Below are 16476 nucleotides of genomic sequence, written 5' to 3'. Positions count from 1 at the left end.
CCCCTGTCAGTCGATAAAATACTTGTTGATGCCGTTGATATAGGCCTTGATCGACGCTTCGATAACGTCGGTCGATACGCCGCGGCCGGTCACCATTTCGCCGCCGTCGATCACGATCTTGACGATCGCTTCCGCCTGCGCGTCCTCGCCGTCGGTCATGGATTTCAGCGAGTAATCCTCCAGCACGACGTCCTTGTCGACGATCTTGTTGATCGCGCGGTACGCGGCGTTGACCGGGCCGTCGGACGCGGCGACGCGCTCAAACGTCTCGTCGCCCTTCTTGACGCGGATCACGGCGGTCGCGGTGATCGAGTTGCCGGAGTTGATGACAAAGCGGTCAAGCGTGTAGCGCTCCTCGCCGGATACCGGCACAACGCCGATCAGCGCTTCCAGATCGCGGTCCTTGATCACCTTTTTCTTATCGGCCAGCACCTTGAACTTGGCGAATACCTTGTCGAGCTTGGCCTGATCGAGCGAGTAGCCCAGCTCGCGCAGGCGGTCCTCGAACGCATGGCGGCCGGAGTGCTTGCCCAGCACGATGGCGTTCTTCGGGATGCCGACGGATTCCGGCGTCATGATCTCGTAGGTCTCCTTATTGGCCATCACGCCGTGCTGGTGAATGCCGGCCTCATGCGCGAAGGCGTTCGCGCCGATGATCGGCTTGGTCGGCGCGACGGGCACGCCGGTGATCGTCTGGATCATGCGGCTGGCGCGGTAGATCTGCGTGGTCTCGATATTGCAGGCGACGCCGTAGTGGTCGCGCCGGGTATCCAGCGCCATCACGCACTCCTCGAGCGAAGCGTTGCCCGCGCGCTCGCCGATGCCGTTAATCGTGCACTCGATCTGGTCTACGCCGGCCTGAACGCCCGCCAGAGAATTGGCGACCGCCATGCCCAGATCGTTATGCATATGGCAGGAGAGGACGACGTTTTCAATGCCCTGCGTATGCTCGCGGAGATAGCGGATGCGCGCGGCGTATTCGTCCGGCGTCATGTAGCCGACCGTGTCCGGGATGTTCAGCGTAGTGGCGCCCGCCTTAATCGCGGCCTCGAACGCGCGGCACAGGAAGTCCAGATCGGAACGGCAAGCGTCCTCGGCCGAGAACTCGATGTTCGCGCAGTGCTTTTTCGCATAGGCCACGTTGTGCGCGATGGACGCAATCACTTCGTCCGGCGTCATTTTCAGCTTATATTCCATGTGCACCGGCGAAGTGGCCAGAAATACGTGGATGCGCGCGTCCTTCGCGTGGTGGATCGCGTTATACGCCGCGTCGATATCCTTTTCCACACAGCGGGCCAGCGAGCAAATGGTTGAATCGTGTACGATATCCGCGATCGCCGCGACAGCCGCCGCGTCGCCGGGCGAAGCGGCCGCAAAGCCGGCTTCGATGATATCGACCCTCAGCGCTTCGAGCTCGCGGGCGACCTCGATCTTTTCATTCAGGTTCATGCTGCAGCCGGGCGACTGTTCGCCGTCGCGCAGGGTGGTGTCGAAAATTTTGATGGTTCTTTCCATGGTTCTTGTCCTCTCTTTCTGATTTTCATACACAAAAGTTTGTTTCTAGGGACAAAAAAAGCTCCGTCCCTTTACTCGAAAGTAAGAGACGAAGCGAATGCTCCGCGGTACCACTCTTGTTGCCGCAAAAAACACGGCCACTCAGTGCACATCAAACAATGCGCCGCCCTCATAACGGTGGGCATCCGTTCGCGCCTACAAGCAAAAGCTTTCAGCGGACAGCTCCCGGGCGAGTTTCATCGTTTGCTGTTACCGCCTTGCACCGGCCGGCGGCTCTCTGAAAACATCGTACGATTACTTTACCCGTTCATCACATTTTTCAATATGGCAATAGTTTATCTGTTTTGCCGCCGGTTGTCAAGAGGTATTTGCGATTTTTATAGAAGTTGCGCCCGGCGGTACGCTTACCTTGAAAAAAGGCGATTTTTCTGGTATAGTGGTTGACAGAGTGTAAAAGGAGCGTTAAGAAATTGAAACATCTCGGATTATTAACCCGTTTGATCGCCGGTATCGCGATCGGCACGCTGATCGGCCTGTCCGGCGGCTTTTTCGGCATTGCGGATTCCGCCGCGTTCGTCGCGGTCGTGCGGCTGTTCGCCACGTTCACCTCGCTGTTTTCCACCTTCTTGGCCTTTATGATCCCGCTGATCATTTTATCGTTCATCACGGTGGGGCTGGCCGAGCTCGGCAAAAAGGCGAACCGCCTGTTCGGCATTACGCTGCTGCTCGCTTATGGCACCACGGTATGCTCCGGCTTTCTCACCTTTTTGATCGGCAAGGCGTTTCTGCCCGGCCTGATCCGCCCGATCACGGGCGACGTGCTGGAGGCCGCCGGGTTTTCTCCCTTCTTCTCTATTGAGATCCCGCCGGTATTCGGCGTGATGACCGCGCTCGTTCTCGCTTTTGTGCTCGGCATCGGTATGGCGAACATCAAGGGCGCTTCGCTGCTTGGCGTGTGCCGCGATCTGCAAAGCATCGTAACGGCGGTTTTGGGCAAGATTATCATACCGCTTATTCCGGTGCATATCGCCGGCCTATTCTGCAATATCGCGGCGGAAGGCCGCTTGTTCGCCACCGTGAAGATGTTTGCTTCGCTCTATATCGTCATTTTGGTGTTGCAGTTCCTTTATATCCTGTCTCAATTCGGTTTGGCCAGCCTTGTATGCCGGAAGAACCACTTTAAAAGCCTGAAAAACGTCGCGCCCGCGTACTTCACCGCGCTGGGCACGCAGTCCTCCGCCTCCACCATTCCGGTGGCACTGCAAAGCGCTTATGACAACGAGGTGGATCAGGATGTGGCCGACTTTTGCGTTCCCCTTTGCGCCACGATCAACCTGAACGGCGATACGATTTGTTTGGTGCTGGGCGCCATGGGTATCATGCTGGCAAGCGGCGGCGTGCCCACGCTCGCCACCTTCGCCCCCTATATCATGATGCTTGGCATCACGATGGTCGCGGCGCCCGGCGTGCCCGGCGGCGGCGTGATGGCGGCGCTGGGGCTGATCTCCACCATGCTTGGCTTTACCAATCCGATGCAGCAGCTGATCATCGCACTGCACTTCTCGCAGGACAGCTTCGGCACGGCGGCAAACGTCACGGGGGATCAGGCGCTCGCGCTGATCGTCAATGAGCTGGATCATAAAAACAGCGCCGAAGAGCGGGCCCGCTGACAGATAAGGAGAACTGACCCCAATGGATATTTTGCTTGACATCATGCATACCTTTGATTACGATATTCTGCTGCATCTGTCTCAGTCCATGCGCGGCGGCGTTTCCGATACGGTTTGGACTATGATCACTTGGCTCGGCAATTACGGCGCGCTTTGGATCGCCATTGCCGTTGCGCTGTTGTTCTTTCACAAGACGCGGCGCGCGGGCATCGCCATGCTGGTTTCGCTGCTGCTCAGCGTATTGGTCGGCAATGTGCTGATTAAGCACTGGATCATGCGACCGCGCCCCTTCGTCACGCACCCGGATCTTGTCGCGCTTTTTGACCCCGGCGATCAGTGGAGCTTTCCCTCCGCGCACACGCTCTCTTCCTTCGCCGCGGCCACGGCTCTATGCTACTACCACCGCCTGCCCGGCGCGGCGGCCTACATACCGGCGGCGCTGATCGCCTTTTCCCGCCTATACGCCTGCGTCCACTACCCGACGGACATTTTGGGCGGCGTGGTGATCGGCATTCTCTGCGGCCTGCTCGCCGCGTGGCTGACCGACCGGATGATAGACCGCACCCATACGATCCGCCTGCGCAAGGGCGCGTAAGGAGTATGCCATGAACCAGTATAAGCGCCTTTTGAGCAATACTTTTATTTTCGCCATGGGCACGTTCAGCTCCAAGATTCTTGTCATCCTAATGCTCCGTTTTTACACGGGCATTTTGTCGCCGGACGAGATGGGCGTGGCCGATCTCATCATCAAAACGACCAGCATCCTCTACCCCGTCGTTTCGCTTTCGATCGGTCAGGCCGTGATCCGCTATGGTCTGGAAAAATCGAATCATAAATCCGATGTGTTCACCATTGGTATCGCAACGGTGCTGATCGGCTTTTTGGTCGCCATTCCCTTTCACCCCGCGCTGGGTCTGGTGCATTATAACACCTCGCTCGGCGCTTCCGGCTCGCTTCGGGAATACGCCCCGCTCATCTACCTTTATGTGCTTACCTCGTGCACGCAGAATGTGTGCAGCCAGTTCATTCGTGCGCTGGGCTTTGTGCGTTTGTATGCGGTCGACGGCATTTTCCGCACGCTGCTCACCATACTGCTCAACATTCTGTATCTGAAGGTATTTCAGTGGAACATCTTCGGCTATGTGTTTTCCATCATCTGCGCGGATGCGCTTTCCACGGTGTGCTTGTGCTTGATCGCCGGGCTTTGGAAGTATTTTAAAGTACGCAAGCCGAATTTCCACCTTTGGCGCGGTATGCTCGCCTATGCGCTGCCGCTGGTGCCGGACGCGATCTTGGTGTTTATCATCGGTTTTTCCGACCAAATGTTCCTTGCGCACTATCAGGATACCGCGGTAAGCGGCATCTATTCGGTCGCATACCGGGTGCCGACGCTGATCGCGCTGGTCGCTTCGGTTTTTGTGGACGCTTGGCAGCTCTCCATGGTCAACGACAATTCGCGGAAGGAGCAGATCCGCTTCTTTTCCAATGTGGGCAACACCTATTCGTCTATTGTATTCATCGTTGCGGCGGGCGGCGTGATGTGCTCCAAGCTTGCCATGAAGGTGCTGGCCGTGCCCAGCTATTATATCGGGTGGGCGTTCATTCCGCTTTTGGCCCTTGGCGCGGGCTTTAATTGCCTGTCCAGCTTTCAGAAAAGCGTATATCTGCTGGAAAAGAAAACGGTATCGTCCTTTGTCTCCACCGCCTTTTCCGCTGTGCTCAATATCGGCCTGAATTACCTGTTCATCTCGCCCGACCATTTGGATCTGGGCGGTAACGGCGCGGCGCTGGCCACGCTGATCAGCTATTTCGCCCTGTTCATTTACCGCATGATCGACAGCCGCCGCTTCATGCCCGTGCACTGGAAACTGCCTCGCCTGACGCTGACCGTGCTGCTTGTGAGTTTGCAGGTGTTTTTGATGCTGCGCGAGCCGCCGCTGTGGCTGCTTTGGCAGGTGCTGCTATTCGGGCTTGTTTTTCTTCTCAACTGCCGGGAACTGCTCTACGGTGCAAAAAAGCTGCTGCACCGCGCCTGAACACCTTATCTTATATCGCAAAAAGTGCGTTGTAACATCGGTTACAACGCACTTTTTTTGTTTTTAAATCGAAAAATCCAGCGGTCTTTCGCGGCTCACCAAATCCTCCAGCGTGACGCTGTCCACGTAACGGTTGACCGCTTCATACAGGCCCTTCCAAAAGTCCAGCGTGGCGCATTCTGCGGCGCGGGCGCATTCGTTCGGCTCGTTCTCCAAACAGGATACCGGCGCGAGCGAGCCTTCCGTAATACGCAGGATGTCGCCCACCGTATATTCGGCAGCCGGACGCGCTAACTGATAACCGCCCTGCGCGCCGCGCGTGGAACGCAGGAAACCCGCGCGGGCAAGCTGCACCACGATCTGTTCCAGATATTTGGCGGAAATCTCCTGCCGTTTGGAGATGTCGCGCAGCGGCACATAGCCGCCGGTATTCTGTTCCGCAAGGTCGATCATCAGACGGAGCGCATATCGCCCCTTTGTAGAAATTTTCATCAGCATCCCCTCTGAGGCTTATTATACTACAAAATTACTATGATTTTCAAGTGCAATCTCTTCCACACGGCGTAGAAAGGAAAATCCCCCGGTATCGCTTTCGCAAAACCGGAGGATTAAGAGAAAAGAAATAAGCGATATATCGGTCAAGCTGCAATGCCGAGGGGAGAAAACACAGCGTAAACCACGATCACCAGCACAATGACAACGGCGGAGACCACATAGCGGTACTTCCACGGCGTCAGATCGACCGCGCCCACATCGTGCTGCACATACACTTCGCCGGCTTTGTTGCGGCGGTGCATCAGATACATCAGCAGAATCTCAAACGGCCAGAGCACCGCGATCGCGTACAGATAGTGCACTTCCTCGCCCAGCGTAATGAGGAACAAGGTGTACATGACGATATGAAACACGAAGATGAACTTGGCCGCGTATTTGGGCAGTCGATTAAAGAAGAAGCCGCCGAACACCGCGCTCAAAACAGGCAGCGCAATGAGCATGACCATTTCATCCAGCAGCGTCTTGAGGCCCTGCGGCGCGTAGAAAATAAACGGCGAAACCGCAATGGAAGCGACCGCGCAGATCGTGCCGACCAGCTTGCCGATCGAAACGAGTTTCCGGTCGGCCGCTTCGGGGTGGATGAAGTCCCGATAGATATCGAGCGTAAACATGGTGACGATCGAGTTGAGCACCGAATTGAACGAGGAGAGAATGGCGCCCAGCATGACCGCCGCGAAGAAGCCCATAACAGGCGCGGGCACGATACGTGCGATCAGCATCGGGTAGGCCTCGTCCATCATGGTTACCTGATCGCCCAGCAGGAAGAATGCGATAATGCCCGGCAGCGCCAGATACATAAAGCCGATGATTTTCAAAAATGCGCAGAAAATCGCGCCCTTTTGCGCTTCTTTCAGGTTTTTGGCCGCCAGCACCCGCTGCACGAACGACTGGTGCGTGCACCACGACTGCAAATGCAGAAACAGCAGGCCGGTCAGGATAGTCGGCCACGGCACGGCGGGCGGCACAGAATCCGCGGGCGCGATGGCGTTCAGCTTTTCAGGCGCGGCGTGCAGCAGGTAATCCAGACCCTGCGCCAGCGCGCTGCCCTCCCCCGTGCCAAACGCATGGCCAAGCGCAACAAGGCCGAGGAAGGGAATCATAAACCCGCCGATGATCAGACCCACGCCGTTGATCGTATCCGACACGGCCACCGCCTTCAGGCCGCCGAAGATCGCATAGATGGAACCAATTACGCCGACCAGTACGCAGATTAAAATAATCGATTGGAACTTAGTGATGCCCAACATGCCGGAAACGCCGAAAATGTTTTCAAAAACTAGCGAACCCGAATACAGGATGACTGGAATCTGAATGAAGATGTACAGACAGATATATGCGATTGAGAACCACAGCTTGGTGCCGCGATCATACCGCTCGCCGATCATCTGCGGAATGGTCGAAACGCCGCTTTTCAGGTAGCGCGGCGCGATAAAGTTGGCCAACACCAGACAGGCGATCGCCGCGATCACCTCGAACCCCATCGGACTCATATTGGTAAACCACGTTTGTCCGTTTACACCGACCAACTGTTCGGCTGAAAGATTGGTCAGCAGCAGCGAGCCCGCGATCACGATGCCCGGCAGGCCGCGTCCGGCGAGGAAATACCCCTCCGCGGTCTCCAAATTATCGCCGCGTGTTTTCAGCCAAGAGATCACCGCGACCAAGACGGTGAAAAAGATAAATGTGCCTACGATCCATGCCATAAGAATTGCGTCCCCCTTGTTTTCTGTCTTTCACTGCCTTTATGTTAACAGAGACAAGGGCGGCATACCGTACGCATTTCTTACGATTACCTGTTGTTTTTTGCTTATTTACGGCGCAGCAAATAAAAAAAGACGCTTTCCCCCGCCGTTTTCATGAGAACGGCACGGAAGAAAAGTGTCTTTTTTTGCGGTTTGCCGGTGTCTTTTTGCGCTCACCTGTTCGCCTGCCGCTCTTTGCGGTACTGCGCCGGGCTAACGCCCAGCTTCTTTTTAAACATTTTACAAAAATGCTGGTAATCCTGAAAGCCCGCCCGCGCGGCGATCTGCCCGATCGTATCCAGACTCTCCGTGAGCTGGCGCAGCACCTGCTCCAGCCTACAGCCCAGCAGATATTCGGAAAAGCCGACGCCGACCTCCTGCTTGAACGCGCGGCTGAGATAGGCGATGCTCAGGCCCACCTCGCGCGCGACATGTCCCAGTCCAATGGGCTCGGCAAAGTGCGCGCGCGTATAGCATACCGCCCTTGCGATGGCCGGGCTGAGCCGTTCCAGTCCGGCGGGCAGCGACATTTCACGCATGCGGGACTGATAGTCCGACAGGCGAGCCGCACAGTCCGCAAGGCAGATGATCGATGCGTAAAACGGTTCGTCCCGCGTCAGGCCCGCCGCGGTATCGCATTGCTTGAGCCAACTGAGCAGCACGCCGATCTGCACCCGCTCCGCGCGAAACGCATCAAGGGCAGCGTGAAAACCGCTTTGCAGCCGCGCGCCGTCGCCCTTTCTCAGGCAGGCGGGCAGCTCCTCGCAAAATGCCAGCGCCGGCTCCGGTACCTGACTGCCCATAGGCGCCCGCCCATCGTACCGTACGATCTCCTTGCCGTAAAAATGCTCCTGCGCGGCCTCCCGCGCCTGCCGCAGCGCGCGGGCAATCGAGCCGCCGCCTTCGCACACCTCGCTTACGCTGATGTGGCAATCCGCCGCGAGATAATCCCTTACAAAGCTGTGCAGACTCGCGCTTTGTTCGGCCAGCACCTCGTTTTGACGGGAAGCGGAGGGCGTATCGGAAAAATCGTATAGGATCGCATAGCGCGTTCGTTCCAGATCGATCACTTCCGCCGTGTAGCCGCCCGCGACATGGCGGCACGCTTCGTACAGCCCCTGTTCGCGCAGCGAATCACCCTGCTGCGCGGCGGCCAAAAGAACCGCGCAGCGGTAATAGCGGTAGCGCAGTCCCACGGCCTGTGTTTCGCGGTACTGCTCTTCCCAGCTTGTCTCACGAGCCAGCAGCGATTGCAGCAGCTCGCGCTGCGTCAGGCGACTTCCCTTTTCCGCCATGCGGTGCAGCGCGTGGCGGCCTTCCGCCTCCGCGCGGCGGCGCCGCATCGCGTCGGTCACTCGTTCGAGCGCTTCTCCTAGCGTTTCTTCGTCCAGATGGTTTTTCAGCACATACTCGTCCGCGCCCAAACGCATCGCTTCCTTGACATAGCCGAAGTCGTCATGGCAGCTTAGAACCAAGATGCCGCCGTCATACTTCTTTTCACGCAAAGCGCTGATAAACGCGATGCCGCCCATGCCCGGCATGCTGATATCCGTCAAGATAAGATCGGGCTGCAAATGCGCGGTCAGCTCGGCGGCCTCCTCACCGTCCCGCGCGTCGCCGACGATCTGGTAACCTTTTTCCTTCCATGGGAAGAAATTGCGCAGGAACATCCGCACCAGCGTATCGTCGTCAACGATCAGCAGTTTGTACATTCCCGCTCTCCTCCCGTCTTTCATCCCAGTATTGTTTCGCGTTATCAGCTGTCAGCAACCGGCTTTCAATATAGACGCTGCCGCCGATCTCCTGTCCTGCCAGCGCGCGCGTCACTGTTTCGATCGCCAACGCACCGATCTCGTCCCCCGCCTGCGTGACGAGCGCCGCCATGCGACCGCTCGCCACGGCTTGCAGCGCGTCATCCTGCGTGTCGACCGCGACGATACTGCACGGGCGCGCCGTACCGGCGCGTTCCTGTGTCAGCACCGCGCCGAGCCCCATGACCGCGTTGGTGCAAAAAACGCCGGTTACTCCGGGATACTGGTTCAAGATCTGCTGCATCGCGTCAATCGACTGGCCAAGGTCGCTGTCCGCGTGCGTCACAGAAGCAAGGCGCAGTCCGCCAGCCTGCTGCAGCCGCTCGGTAAAACCCTGCACACGGTCGTTATGCGAGGATTGCAGGCTGCTGCCCGCGATCACAGCCACTTCCGCGCCCTCCGGCAGCTGCTCCAGCAGGTAGTCCGCCGCCAACTCGCCGATGTGCCGGTTGTCCGCGCCGATATAGGGCAGCGGGCGATCGGTCGCGCGGGTATCCACCATGAACAGCGGCACGCCGTAGGCCTGCGCCTCCTGCTCCATCCAAGACGTTTCGCCCGAATTGCAGGGAGAAACAATCAATGCGTCCAGCTCACCGGTTTGCAGCAGATCGGTGATGAGCAGGCGCTGCTCCGCCTCATCGTTTTCTGTGCGCGGATAAAGCAGCAGCAGCTCTACCTGCTGCTCTTCGGCAGCCCGCTCCATGCCCGACTGTACCTCGCGCCAGTGTTGGCTGTTCAGCGCCTTGAGCACTACCCCGACACGGTATGCGGGATCGGCGGCGGACGCCGCCGTGTCGGCACAGCCCGTCAAAAGCAATAAACCCAATAGAAGGAGCGCGCTCAACCGTTTTTTCATGCCTGCTCCTCCGTTTCTTCCGAATCTGTATCGATCGCAAACGCCAAGGGATCGCGGCTGGCCGGCAGCGTCAGTTCGATCTCGGTCCCTTCGCCCGGCGCGCTGATCAGAGAAAAGCCGCCTTGCTCCCCATAATAAAGCGCGAGCCGCTCCCGCACGTTGGACAAGCCGATACCGGTGAACTGACAGTGCGCGTCATTCTGTCCTTCCAGCAGCTGCTCTGCCTGTTCCTCTGTCATGCCTTTTCCGTTATCGCGCACCGTGATGCGTAAAAAATCGTTTTCTGTTTTCGCCGAGATCTCGATCCGATTGTCCGACCGTTTGATGTTCATGCCGTGCAGCACGGCGTTTTCGACCAGCGGCTGCAAAAGCAAGCGCGGAACATAACATGCGAGCGCGTCATCGCTGATCTCGTACGCCACCGTGAAGCAATTCATATAGCGGTAGCGCTGCAACGCCACATAGTGCTCAACCAGCGCCGTTTCCTCGCGCAGTGTTATAAATGTGCCTTGTTTATTGGTGCTTGCTTCCAGAAGGGCGATGAAATCCGCCAACTGCTCTCCAACCTTTTTATCATTTTGCAAAAGCGCGGTGTATCGAATGGTGTTCAGCGTGTTATACATAAAGTGTGGTTTGATTTGATGCTGCAGCGCCCGCATCTCCGCCTGTCTGCGCGCCAGACGGTCGCGCACCTGCTGTTCGACCAGTTCGCGAATGCGTCTTGCCATTGCGTTGAATCGCCGGCCGAGCTGCTGCAACTCGTCGCTTGCGGCAAGCTGCACGCGCGTTTCCAGCTTGCCCTCGCCCACCGCGTCCATGGCGTTCATCAGTTGGCCTACCGGCCGGTAAATCCAGCGGGACAGCAGCTGCGCCAATAGCACCGCGATTAAAACGATCAGTAAAATAAACGGCAGCATGATCTGCTGCTGACGCAGATCATGCGTCAGTCGAGCGCGGTCGGTCAGATACAGCAGGCGGCAATCGGAAAAGCCGCCTTGCACCGAGGCATATAGCATGCGCGAACCCGCTTTGCTGCAGCCGCCGGACTGCACCGCGCTGGTAAGCGCGGGCATCTCGGCCAGCGAATCCGCGGTAAGTCCGATATCGCCGATATAACGCGAGGAGATCACCTGCCCCGCGTGGTCCAACAGATAACACTGCGTGTATTCATCGCGGCCAAGTTCATCCAGCAGCGCATAATACAGCACCCGTTCCTTGATGCCGACCAACAGACGGCCGATCGCTACTCCATTTTCATCTGTAAGATCGCGCACATAGGCATAGTACAGCTCCGGCGTGCCGCCCGTGCTGTTTCGCGCGACGGGCTGAATGCCGGTTTGCGGCGCGCTTTGCCAAAAAGAAACATCAAAAGGCGCCGCCGTACCGGCGGCCTCCAACATATGGTGCTCATCCGAGGATACAACGGTGTCTGCCGCCGGTAAGTACAGATAGATCGCGTCGATCAGTCCGCCCTCCGGAATTTGGCTTTTCATGCGCTCAGACAGGCGCAGCGCCTGCGCGGCCGTCTGCTCGCCCGGTGCGGCGAAAGCAGCGCCTTCCCTAAGGAAGTCCGCATCCGCCGCCAGACGCACCGCCGCGAAATAAGTGGTTTTTAAATAGCCGTCCAGCTGTTCCGATTTATTTTTCAGCGTACGCTCGATCGAATCGATGCTGCCGCGCTCGATCTGCTCCATCGAACGGTGATAGCTGTTGCCCCAAACGACGGCGATACAAAGCAGCGCCGGCAGCAGGATGGCAAACACCAATTTTGAACGAAAGCTCATCTTCCCCATTTATTCGCCCCGATTTTTAAAAGAATCATCCTATAGTTTAACCACTTTGCAGCCGGCTGTCAATCGCCGTCGGCAGCCGCGCGGCCGTTTTTCATTCATTTTCAAACCAATGTGTTATAAAAACGTATTTGCAGTATGTTTTTGCCACTGGACGCACTAATTTCTTGTCATATCGCAAATTTTCTCGCACACAATACTATCAGCGAAACCCAAACACACAAAAACAAAAGGAGAGAAAAAATTATGGCTAACACGAACAACGGTTCTAATCAGGGTATGGTTCCGGAAGCACGCGCGGCTATGGATCGCTTCAAGATGGAGGCTGCTGCTGAGGTAGGCGTAAACCTGAAGCAGGGTTACAACGGCGACCTGACCTCCCGTCAGGCTGGTTCCGTCGGCGGCCAGATGGTTAAGAAAATGATCGAAGCTTACGAGCAGAAGCTGGCCGGTCAGGGCTGAAACTGATCCCAAATAAGAAAGACGCTGTTTCCGGTCTAAGCTCCGGAAACAGCGTCTTCCCTTTTGTTACAATAAATTTTTTACTTACGCCAGCCCGCAAACAGTTCTTCCGCCGCGGTAGCGCTGGGCGCTGCCAGCAGCTGCTCGGCAAACGCCTGGCACTCGGCAAAGGTGTGATCCGCCAGATCCGCCTTGGCCGCGAGCATCGCGGAGGCGGACATGGACAGGTTTGTGACACCCAGACCGCAAAGGATAGGCGCCATGCCGGGCGTGCCCGCCATTTCGCCGCACACGCCGACCTCGATTCCGTTCTCGTTCGCCGCCTTCGCCGTCATGCGGATCAGACGCAGCACGCCGGGATGCAGCGGGCGGTACAGGTACGAGATCTTTTCATTGATGCGGTCGACCGCGCAGGAATACTGAATCAAATCGTTCGTGCCGATCGAGAAGAAATCCACTTCCTTCGCCAGCGCGTCGGCGCAAATCGCCGCCACCGGGATTTCGATCATGATACCGACCTTGACATTCGCATTAAACGCAACGCCTTCCGCCGTTAGAAGATCCTTGGCCTGTTGCAGCACCTGTTTGGCCGAACGGATTTCTTCCGCGGAGGAGATCATGGGGAACATGATGCGCAGATCGCCGTACTGCGCCGCGCGCAGCAACGCGCGCAGCTGGGTCAAGAACAGATCGGTCTGGTTCAGGCAAATGCGGATCGCTCGGTAGCCAAGGAAGGGATTCTGCTCTTTTTCAAGCGCAAGCGCGGGCACTTCCTTGTCGCCGCCGATATCCAGCGTGCGAATGATCACCGGCTTGCCGGCCATGGCCTCGCAAGCCTTTTTGTATGCTCCAAACTGCTCCTCCTCGCTGGGCAGATCGTCGCGGTCCATAAACAAAAATTCACTGCGGAACAGGCCCACGCCCTCGCCGCCAAGCTCGGCCACGCGCACCGCGTCGTCCGGCTTGCCGATGTTGCCCTCGATCACGACGCGGCGGCCGTCTGCGGTCGCGCCCTCGCGGTCACGGTAGGTGGCAAGAAATTCACGGCGCTTTTCTTCCTCGGCTTTTTTGGTTTTAAAATCTGCGAGTGTTTCCGCGTCCGGCGCGATGACGACCTCGCCGGTCGAACCGTCAAGCAGCAGATCGTCGCCGTCCGCGATATCGTCCGCGCGGTCGCCCGCGCCCGCGATCGCCGGAATGCCCATCGAACGCGCCATGATAGCCGAGTGGCTGGTACGGCCGCCGATGCGCGTGATGAAGCCCATGACCGGCTTGCCGCCGATGCGCGCCGTATCGGACGGCGTCAGGTCGTTCGCGATCAGGATGCACGGCTCGGTCACGGCGTCGATCGCGTTATCGGCAATCCCCTTCAGGTTTTTCAGCACCCGCTTTGAGATATCGCCGATATCGGCCGCGCGGGCCTGCATGTATTCATCGTCCATCGCGCGGAACATCTGCTGGAAATTTTCACAGTTGACAAAGCAGGCGTATTCCGCGCAGACCTTTTCATCCGCGATGATGCCGGTCATGCCCTCGACAAAATCGGGGTCGTCCAGCATTAAAAGATGCGCGTCGAATATTTCCGCTTCGGCGGCGCCGATATTTTTTTCGGCCTCGTCCCGCAGCTGTGCGATCTGTACCTGAGCCTTTTCCACGGCATCGGTCACGCGCTGCTGTTCGGCGGCGACGTCGGTAATCGTGTCCTTTACAACGGTCAGATCCTCTTCTTTAATAATCAGCGCTTTCGCGTGGGCCAAGCCCTCGGATACGCCGATCGCTTTCCATTTAAGCATTCACTATTCCCTCCTGCTCCTTGTTCTTTCTCACCAAAAATACTATTACTATTGTAAGGTATCTTGTTGTTTTCGTCAAGTGCGCACAGACACTTTCAAAAAACATTAAAAAAATTGCCGAATGCACGTGCCGCCCCTTAAAATATCTGGTATAATATTGTCTATCGCTGAAAGCCGCCATGCAAAACAGCGGCTTTCCCCCTTATGCATAACATAGTTTCGCTTACTACAATCATTTTTAAACCTGTTTGAGGAGGAACGACTTTTATGGACAAGCGTTGCACCCGTGTGCCACACATCATCATGCCCAAGAAAGGGACCGATTTATCCAAATGGGCTGTCATAGCCTGTGACCAATACACTTCCGAGCCGGAGTATTGGCAGGAAACCGAACGCGTCGTCGGCACGGCGCCTTCCACCCTTCGCCTGACCCTTCCCGAAGTCTATCTGGAGGAGGCGGACGTATCCGCCCGCATTTCCACCATTCACCAGACCATGCAGCAGTATGTTGCGGACGGCACGCTGTACACCCTGCCCGCCGGTTTTGTTTTGACCGAGCGCCAATCCGGCGGCGCGCACCCGCGCCGCGGCCTTGTGCTGGCCATGGATCTTGAGGATTACGAGTACAAAGCAGGCTCCCAGTCCCTGATCCGTCCGACGGAAAAGACGGTGGAAGAGCGCATTCCGCCCCGTCTGGCCGTGCGCCGTGGCGCAAGTTTGGAACTGCCGCATATCATGATCCTGATCGACGATCCGGAGCGCACCGTGATCGAGCCGCTGTTCGACAAGAAGGATTCCTTCGAGACGCTGTATGACACCGACCTGATGCAGAACGGCGGCCACATCACCGGCTGGTTCATCCCGGAGGGCGACGAGACCGAGGCAATCCAGCAGCATCTGGAAGCGCTGTGCGACCGCGACGCCTTCAACAAGAAGTACGGCTGCACCGACGCGCACGCGCTGCTGCCCTACGCCGTGGGCGACGGCAACCACTCCGTGGCGACCGCCAAGGCCTATTGGGACGAGGTGAAGCAGGAGCTTTCCGAAGCTGAACGCGCCGATCATCCCGCCCGCTTTGTGCTGGTCGAGGTCGTCAATATCCATGACGAAAGCCTGATCATCGAACCGATCCACCGCTTACTGTTCAATGTCGACGTGGACGATCTGCTGGACGCGTCCGTTGCGTATTTTGCAAAGCACGGCTGCTCCGCGGAGCTTGCCGCCGCCGGCACCGGCAAGGCGGACGAGCACACACAGGTGTTCCCCTTTATTTCCGATAAGCGTTGCGGCGATCTGATCGTCAAGAACGCGCCTTACTCGCTGCCGCTGGCTTCGCTGCAAGCGTTTCTGGACGATTATTATGCTTCCCACGCGGACGCTAAGATTGACTATATCCACGGCACCGATGTAATTGAAGCCCGCGGCACACAGCCGGGCAACATGGGCTTTTTCCTGCCCGATATCGCCAAGAACGATTTGTTCCGCGGCGTGATCTTCGACGGCGTGCTGCCCCGCAAGACCTTCTCGATGGGTGAAGCGCATGAAAAGCGCTATTATCTGGAGGCCAAAGCGATCGTCAAGTAATATTGATCCCGCCCTGCGACACTATTCGCCGGGCGGGATCTTTTTTGTCCGGCTCCACCGCAGCGCGGCCCGGCCGGCTTCGACGGAACACAGCACAAAGGCCGGGGCCAGTGCAAACGGCTGATCATGCGCAAACGGACAGCTCACCACCGCGTCCCCCTCCTGCATTTCGCATTGCACCTCGCCTTGCCGGATCAGCGCGTCCAGAAGCGGTTCGCCCGTCGTTAAGAGGGCTCTCTCCGGCTGCTGTGCTGCTTGCAGCGGCTCCGGCGGATCTTCCTGTTTCTGCGGGGGCGCGGGCGCTCTGTCCTCCGGCTGCAAGGCAAGATAAAAATCCTGCGGCATCGTATGCTCGCACCCCGCCGCCTTGAGCGTTTCCCTGCTCAGACGGCGCTCCAAACGCAGGCGGCCCTGCCGCGGCTCGGGCAGGCCGATCAGAAGGGCGCCTCCGTCTGCTGTTTGTCCATAGCAGCGCAGCAGCGCCAGCGGATCCCCGGTCAGTGCACAGTCCAGTGCGACGAGCGCGCCGTATGCGTCGTTCGTCCAATCGAGCGAGCCCACCGGCTCGCCCAAATATCGTACCTCGGCTTTCATACAACGCCGCCCCCCTTCCGCTCGATAAAAGCGCGTACCCTTTTAACAGGATACGCGCTTTTGACACC

The 16476-nt window shown here is 57.8% G+C and carries 13 protein-coding genes and 1 other annotated feature; of the genes, 5 read left to right on the top strand and 8 right to left on the bottom strand.

The window, feature by feature from the left end:
- Nucleotides 1-6 precede the first annotated feature (6 nt).
- Nucleotides 7-1548 carry a 2-isopropylmalate synthase gene (locus tag NE562_RS00935; RefSeq protein ID WP_280960509.1) on the bottom strand — a complete coding sequence of 514 codons (1542 nt, stop codon included), beginning with the start codon at nt 1546-1548 and terminating at the stop codon, nt 7-9.
- 48 nt (nt 1549-1596) lie between these two features.
- Nucleotides 1597-1835, bottom strand: a binding site (T-box leader).
- 150 nt (nt 1836-1985) lie between these two features.
- On the opposite strand from NE562_RS00935, the gene NE562_RS00930 reads away from it, so the two are divergent.
- From NE562_RS00930 to NE562_RS00920, 3 genes are read left to right on the top strand one after another with little or no spacing between them, the layout of a single operon-like run.
- Nucleotides 1986-3185, top strand: coding sequence for a dicarboxylate/amino acid:cation symporter (locus tag NE562_RS00930; protein ID WP_280960508.1), 1200 nt, complete (start codon nt 1986-1988; stop codon nt 3183-3185).
- A gap of 22 nt (nt 3186-3207) precedes the next feature.
- Nucleotides 3208-3780 (top strand): phosphatase PAP2 family protein, encoded by a 573-nt coding sequence (locus NE562_RS00925; protein WP_280960507.1) that lies wholly within the window; start codon nt 3208-3210, stop codon nt 3778-3780.
- Between the two features lie 10 nt (nt 3781-3790).
- Nucleotides 3791-5221 carry a lipopolysaccharide biosynthesis protein gene (locus tag NE562_RS00920; RefSeq protein WP_280960506.1) on the top strand — a complete coding sequence of 477 codons (1431 nt, stop codon included), beginning with the start codon at nt 3791-3793 and terminating at the stop codon, nt 5219-5221.
- Nucleotides 5222-5284: 63 nt separating this feature from the next.
- On the opposite strand, the gene NE562_RS00915 is transcribed toward NE562_RS00920, so the two are convergent.
- The 5 genes from NE562_RS00915 to NE562_RS00895 all read right to left on the bottom strand — a co-directional run bounded on the left by NE562_RS00915 (nt 5285) and on the right by NE562_RS00895 (nt 11969).
- A complete protein-coding gene (locus NE562_RS00915; protein ID WP_280960505.1) occupies nt 5285-5713 on the bottom strand; it encodes an RrF2 family transcriptional regulator in 429 nt (142 codons plus the stop codon).
- A 146-nt stretch (nt 5714-5859) separates the two neighbouring features.
- Nucleotides 5860-7479, bottom strand: coding sequence for a solute:sodium symporter family transporter (locus NE562_RS00910; protein ID WP_280960504.1), 1620 nt, complete (start codon nt 7477-7479; stop codon nt 5860-5862).
- Nucleotides 7480-7691: 212 nt separating this feature from the next.
- On the bottom strand, nt 7692-9230 hold the full coding sequence (locus NE562_RS00905; RefSeq protein ID WP_280960503.1) for a response regulator: 1539 nt from the start codon (nt 9228-9230) through the stop codon (nt 7692-7694).
- On the bottom strand, nt 9208-10185 hold the full coding sequence (locus tag NE562_RS00900) for a substrate-binding domain-containing protein (RefSeq protein WP_280960502.1): 978 nt from the start codon (nt 10183-10185) through the stop codon (nt 9208-9210). Before NE562_RS00900 ends, NE562_RS00905 begins: the two co-directional genes overlap by 23 nt.
- On the bottom strand, nt 10182-11969 hold the full coding sequence (locus NE562_RS00895; protein ID WP_280960501.1) for a cache domain-containing sensor histidine kinase: 1788 nt from the start codon (nt 11967-11969) through the stop codon (nt 10182-10184). Before NE562_RS00895 ends, NE562_RS00900 begins: the two co-directional genes overlap by 4 nt.
- A gap of 252 nt (nt 11970-12221) precedes the next feature.
- Here NE562_RS00895 and NE562_RS00890 point away from each other — a divergent pair, with 252 nt between their 5' ends.
- A complete protein-coding gene (locus tag NE562_RS00890) occupies nt 12222-12437 on the top strand; it encodes an alpha/beta-type small acid-soluble spore protein (protein WP_280960500.1) in 216 nt (71 codons plus the stop codon).
- 80 nt (nt 12438-12517) lie between these two features.
- Here the strand turns inward: NE562_RS00890 and ptsP are convergent, their stop codons facing one another.
- Nucleotides 12518-14230, bottom strand: a complete 1713-nt coding sequence (gene ptsP / locus NE562_RS00885) for a phosphoenolpyruvate--protein phosphotransferase (RefSeq protein ID WP_280960499.1) — start codon at nt 14228-14230, stop codon at nt 12518-12520.
- A 267-nt stretch (nt 14231-14497) separates the two neighbouring features.
- Here ptsP and NE562_RS00880 point away from each other — a divergent pair, with 267 nt between their 5' ends.
- Nucleotides 14498-15814 (top strand): DUF1015 domain-containing protein, encoded by a 1317-nt coding sequence (locus NE562_RS00880; RefSeq protein ID WP_280960498.1) that lies wholly within the window; start codon nt 14498-14500, stop codon nt 15812-15814.
- 21 nt (nt 15815-15835) lie between these two features.
- Here NE562_RS00880 and NE562_RS00875 read toward each other — a convergent pair whose 3' ends face one another.
- The gene (locus tag NE562_RS00875) at nt 15836-16408 is read right to left on the bottom strand and encodes a hypothetical protein (protein ID WP_280960497.1); all 573 of its coding nucleotides are present in this window, start codon (nt 16406-16408) and stop codon (nt 15836-15838) included.
- Between the last annotated feature and the right edge of the window lie 68 nt (nt 16409-16476).

The organism is Butyricicoccus faecihominis (assembly GCF_024462775.1).
Taxonomy (GTDB): Bacteria; Bacillota; Clostridia; order Oscillospirales; family Butyricicoccaceae; genus Agathobaculum; species Agathobaculum faecihominis_A.
This window is presented reverse-complemented; position numbering and strand designations above follow the sequence as displayed.

Bases quoted from the DNA above. Each gene is read 5' to 3' on its own strand.
- NE562_RS00920 (WP_280960506.1), top strand. From the start codon at position 3,791: ATGAACCAGTATAAGCGCCTTTTGAGCAATACTTTTATTTTCGCCATG.
- NE562_RS00915 (WP_280960505.1), bottom strand. From the start codon at position 5,713: ATGAAAATTTCTACAAAGGGGCGATATGCGCTCCGTCTGATGATCGAC.
- NE562_RS00875 (WP_280960497.1), bottom strand. From the start codon at position 16,408: ATGAAAGCCGAGGTACGATATTTGGGCGAGCCGGTGGGCTCGCTCGAT.
- ptsP (WP_280960499.1), bottom strand. From the start codon at position 14,230: ATGCTTAAATGGAAAGCGATCGGCGTATCCGAGGGCTTGGCCCACGCG.
- NE562_RS00910 (WP_280960504.1), bottom strand. From the start codon at position 7,479: ATGGCATGGATCGTAGGCACATTTATCTTTTTCACCGTCTTGGTCGCG.
- NE562_RS00905 (WP_280960503.1), bottom strand. From the start codon at position 9,230: ATGTACAAACTGCTGATCGTTGACGACGATACGCTGGTGCGGATGTTC.
- NE562_RS00925 (WP_280960507.1), top strand. From the start codon at position 3,208: ATGGATATTTTGCTTGACATCATGCATACCTTTGATTACGATATTCTG.
- NE562_RS00900 (WP_280960502.1), bottom strand. From the start codon at position 10,185: ATGAAAAAACGGTTGAGCGCGCTCCTTCTATTGGGTTTATTGCTTTTG.
- NE562_RS00880 (WP_280960498.1), top strand. From the start codon at position 14,498: ATGGACAAGCGTTGCACCCGTGTGCCACACATCATCATGCCCAAGAAA.
- NE562_RS00895 (WP_280960501.1), bottom strand. From the start codon at position 11,969: ATGAGCTTTCGTTCAAAATTGGTGTTTGCCATCCTGCTGCCGGCGCTG.
- NE562_RS00890 (WP_280960500.1), top strand. From the start codon at position 12,222: ATGGCTAACACGAACAACGGTTCTAATCAGGGTATGGTTCCGGAAGCA.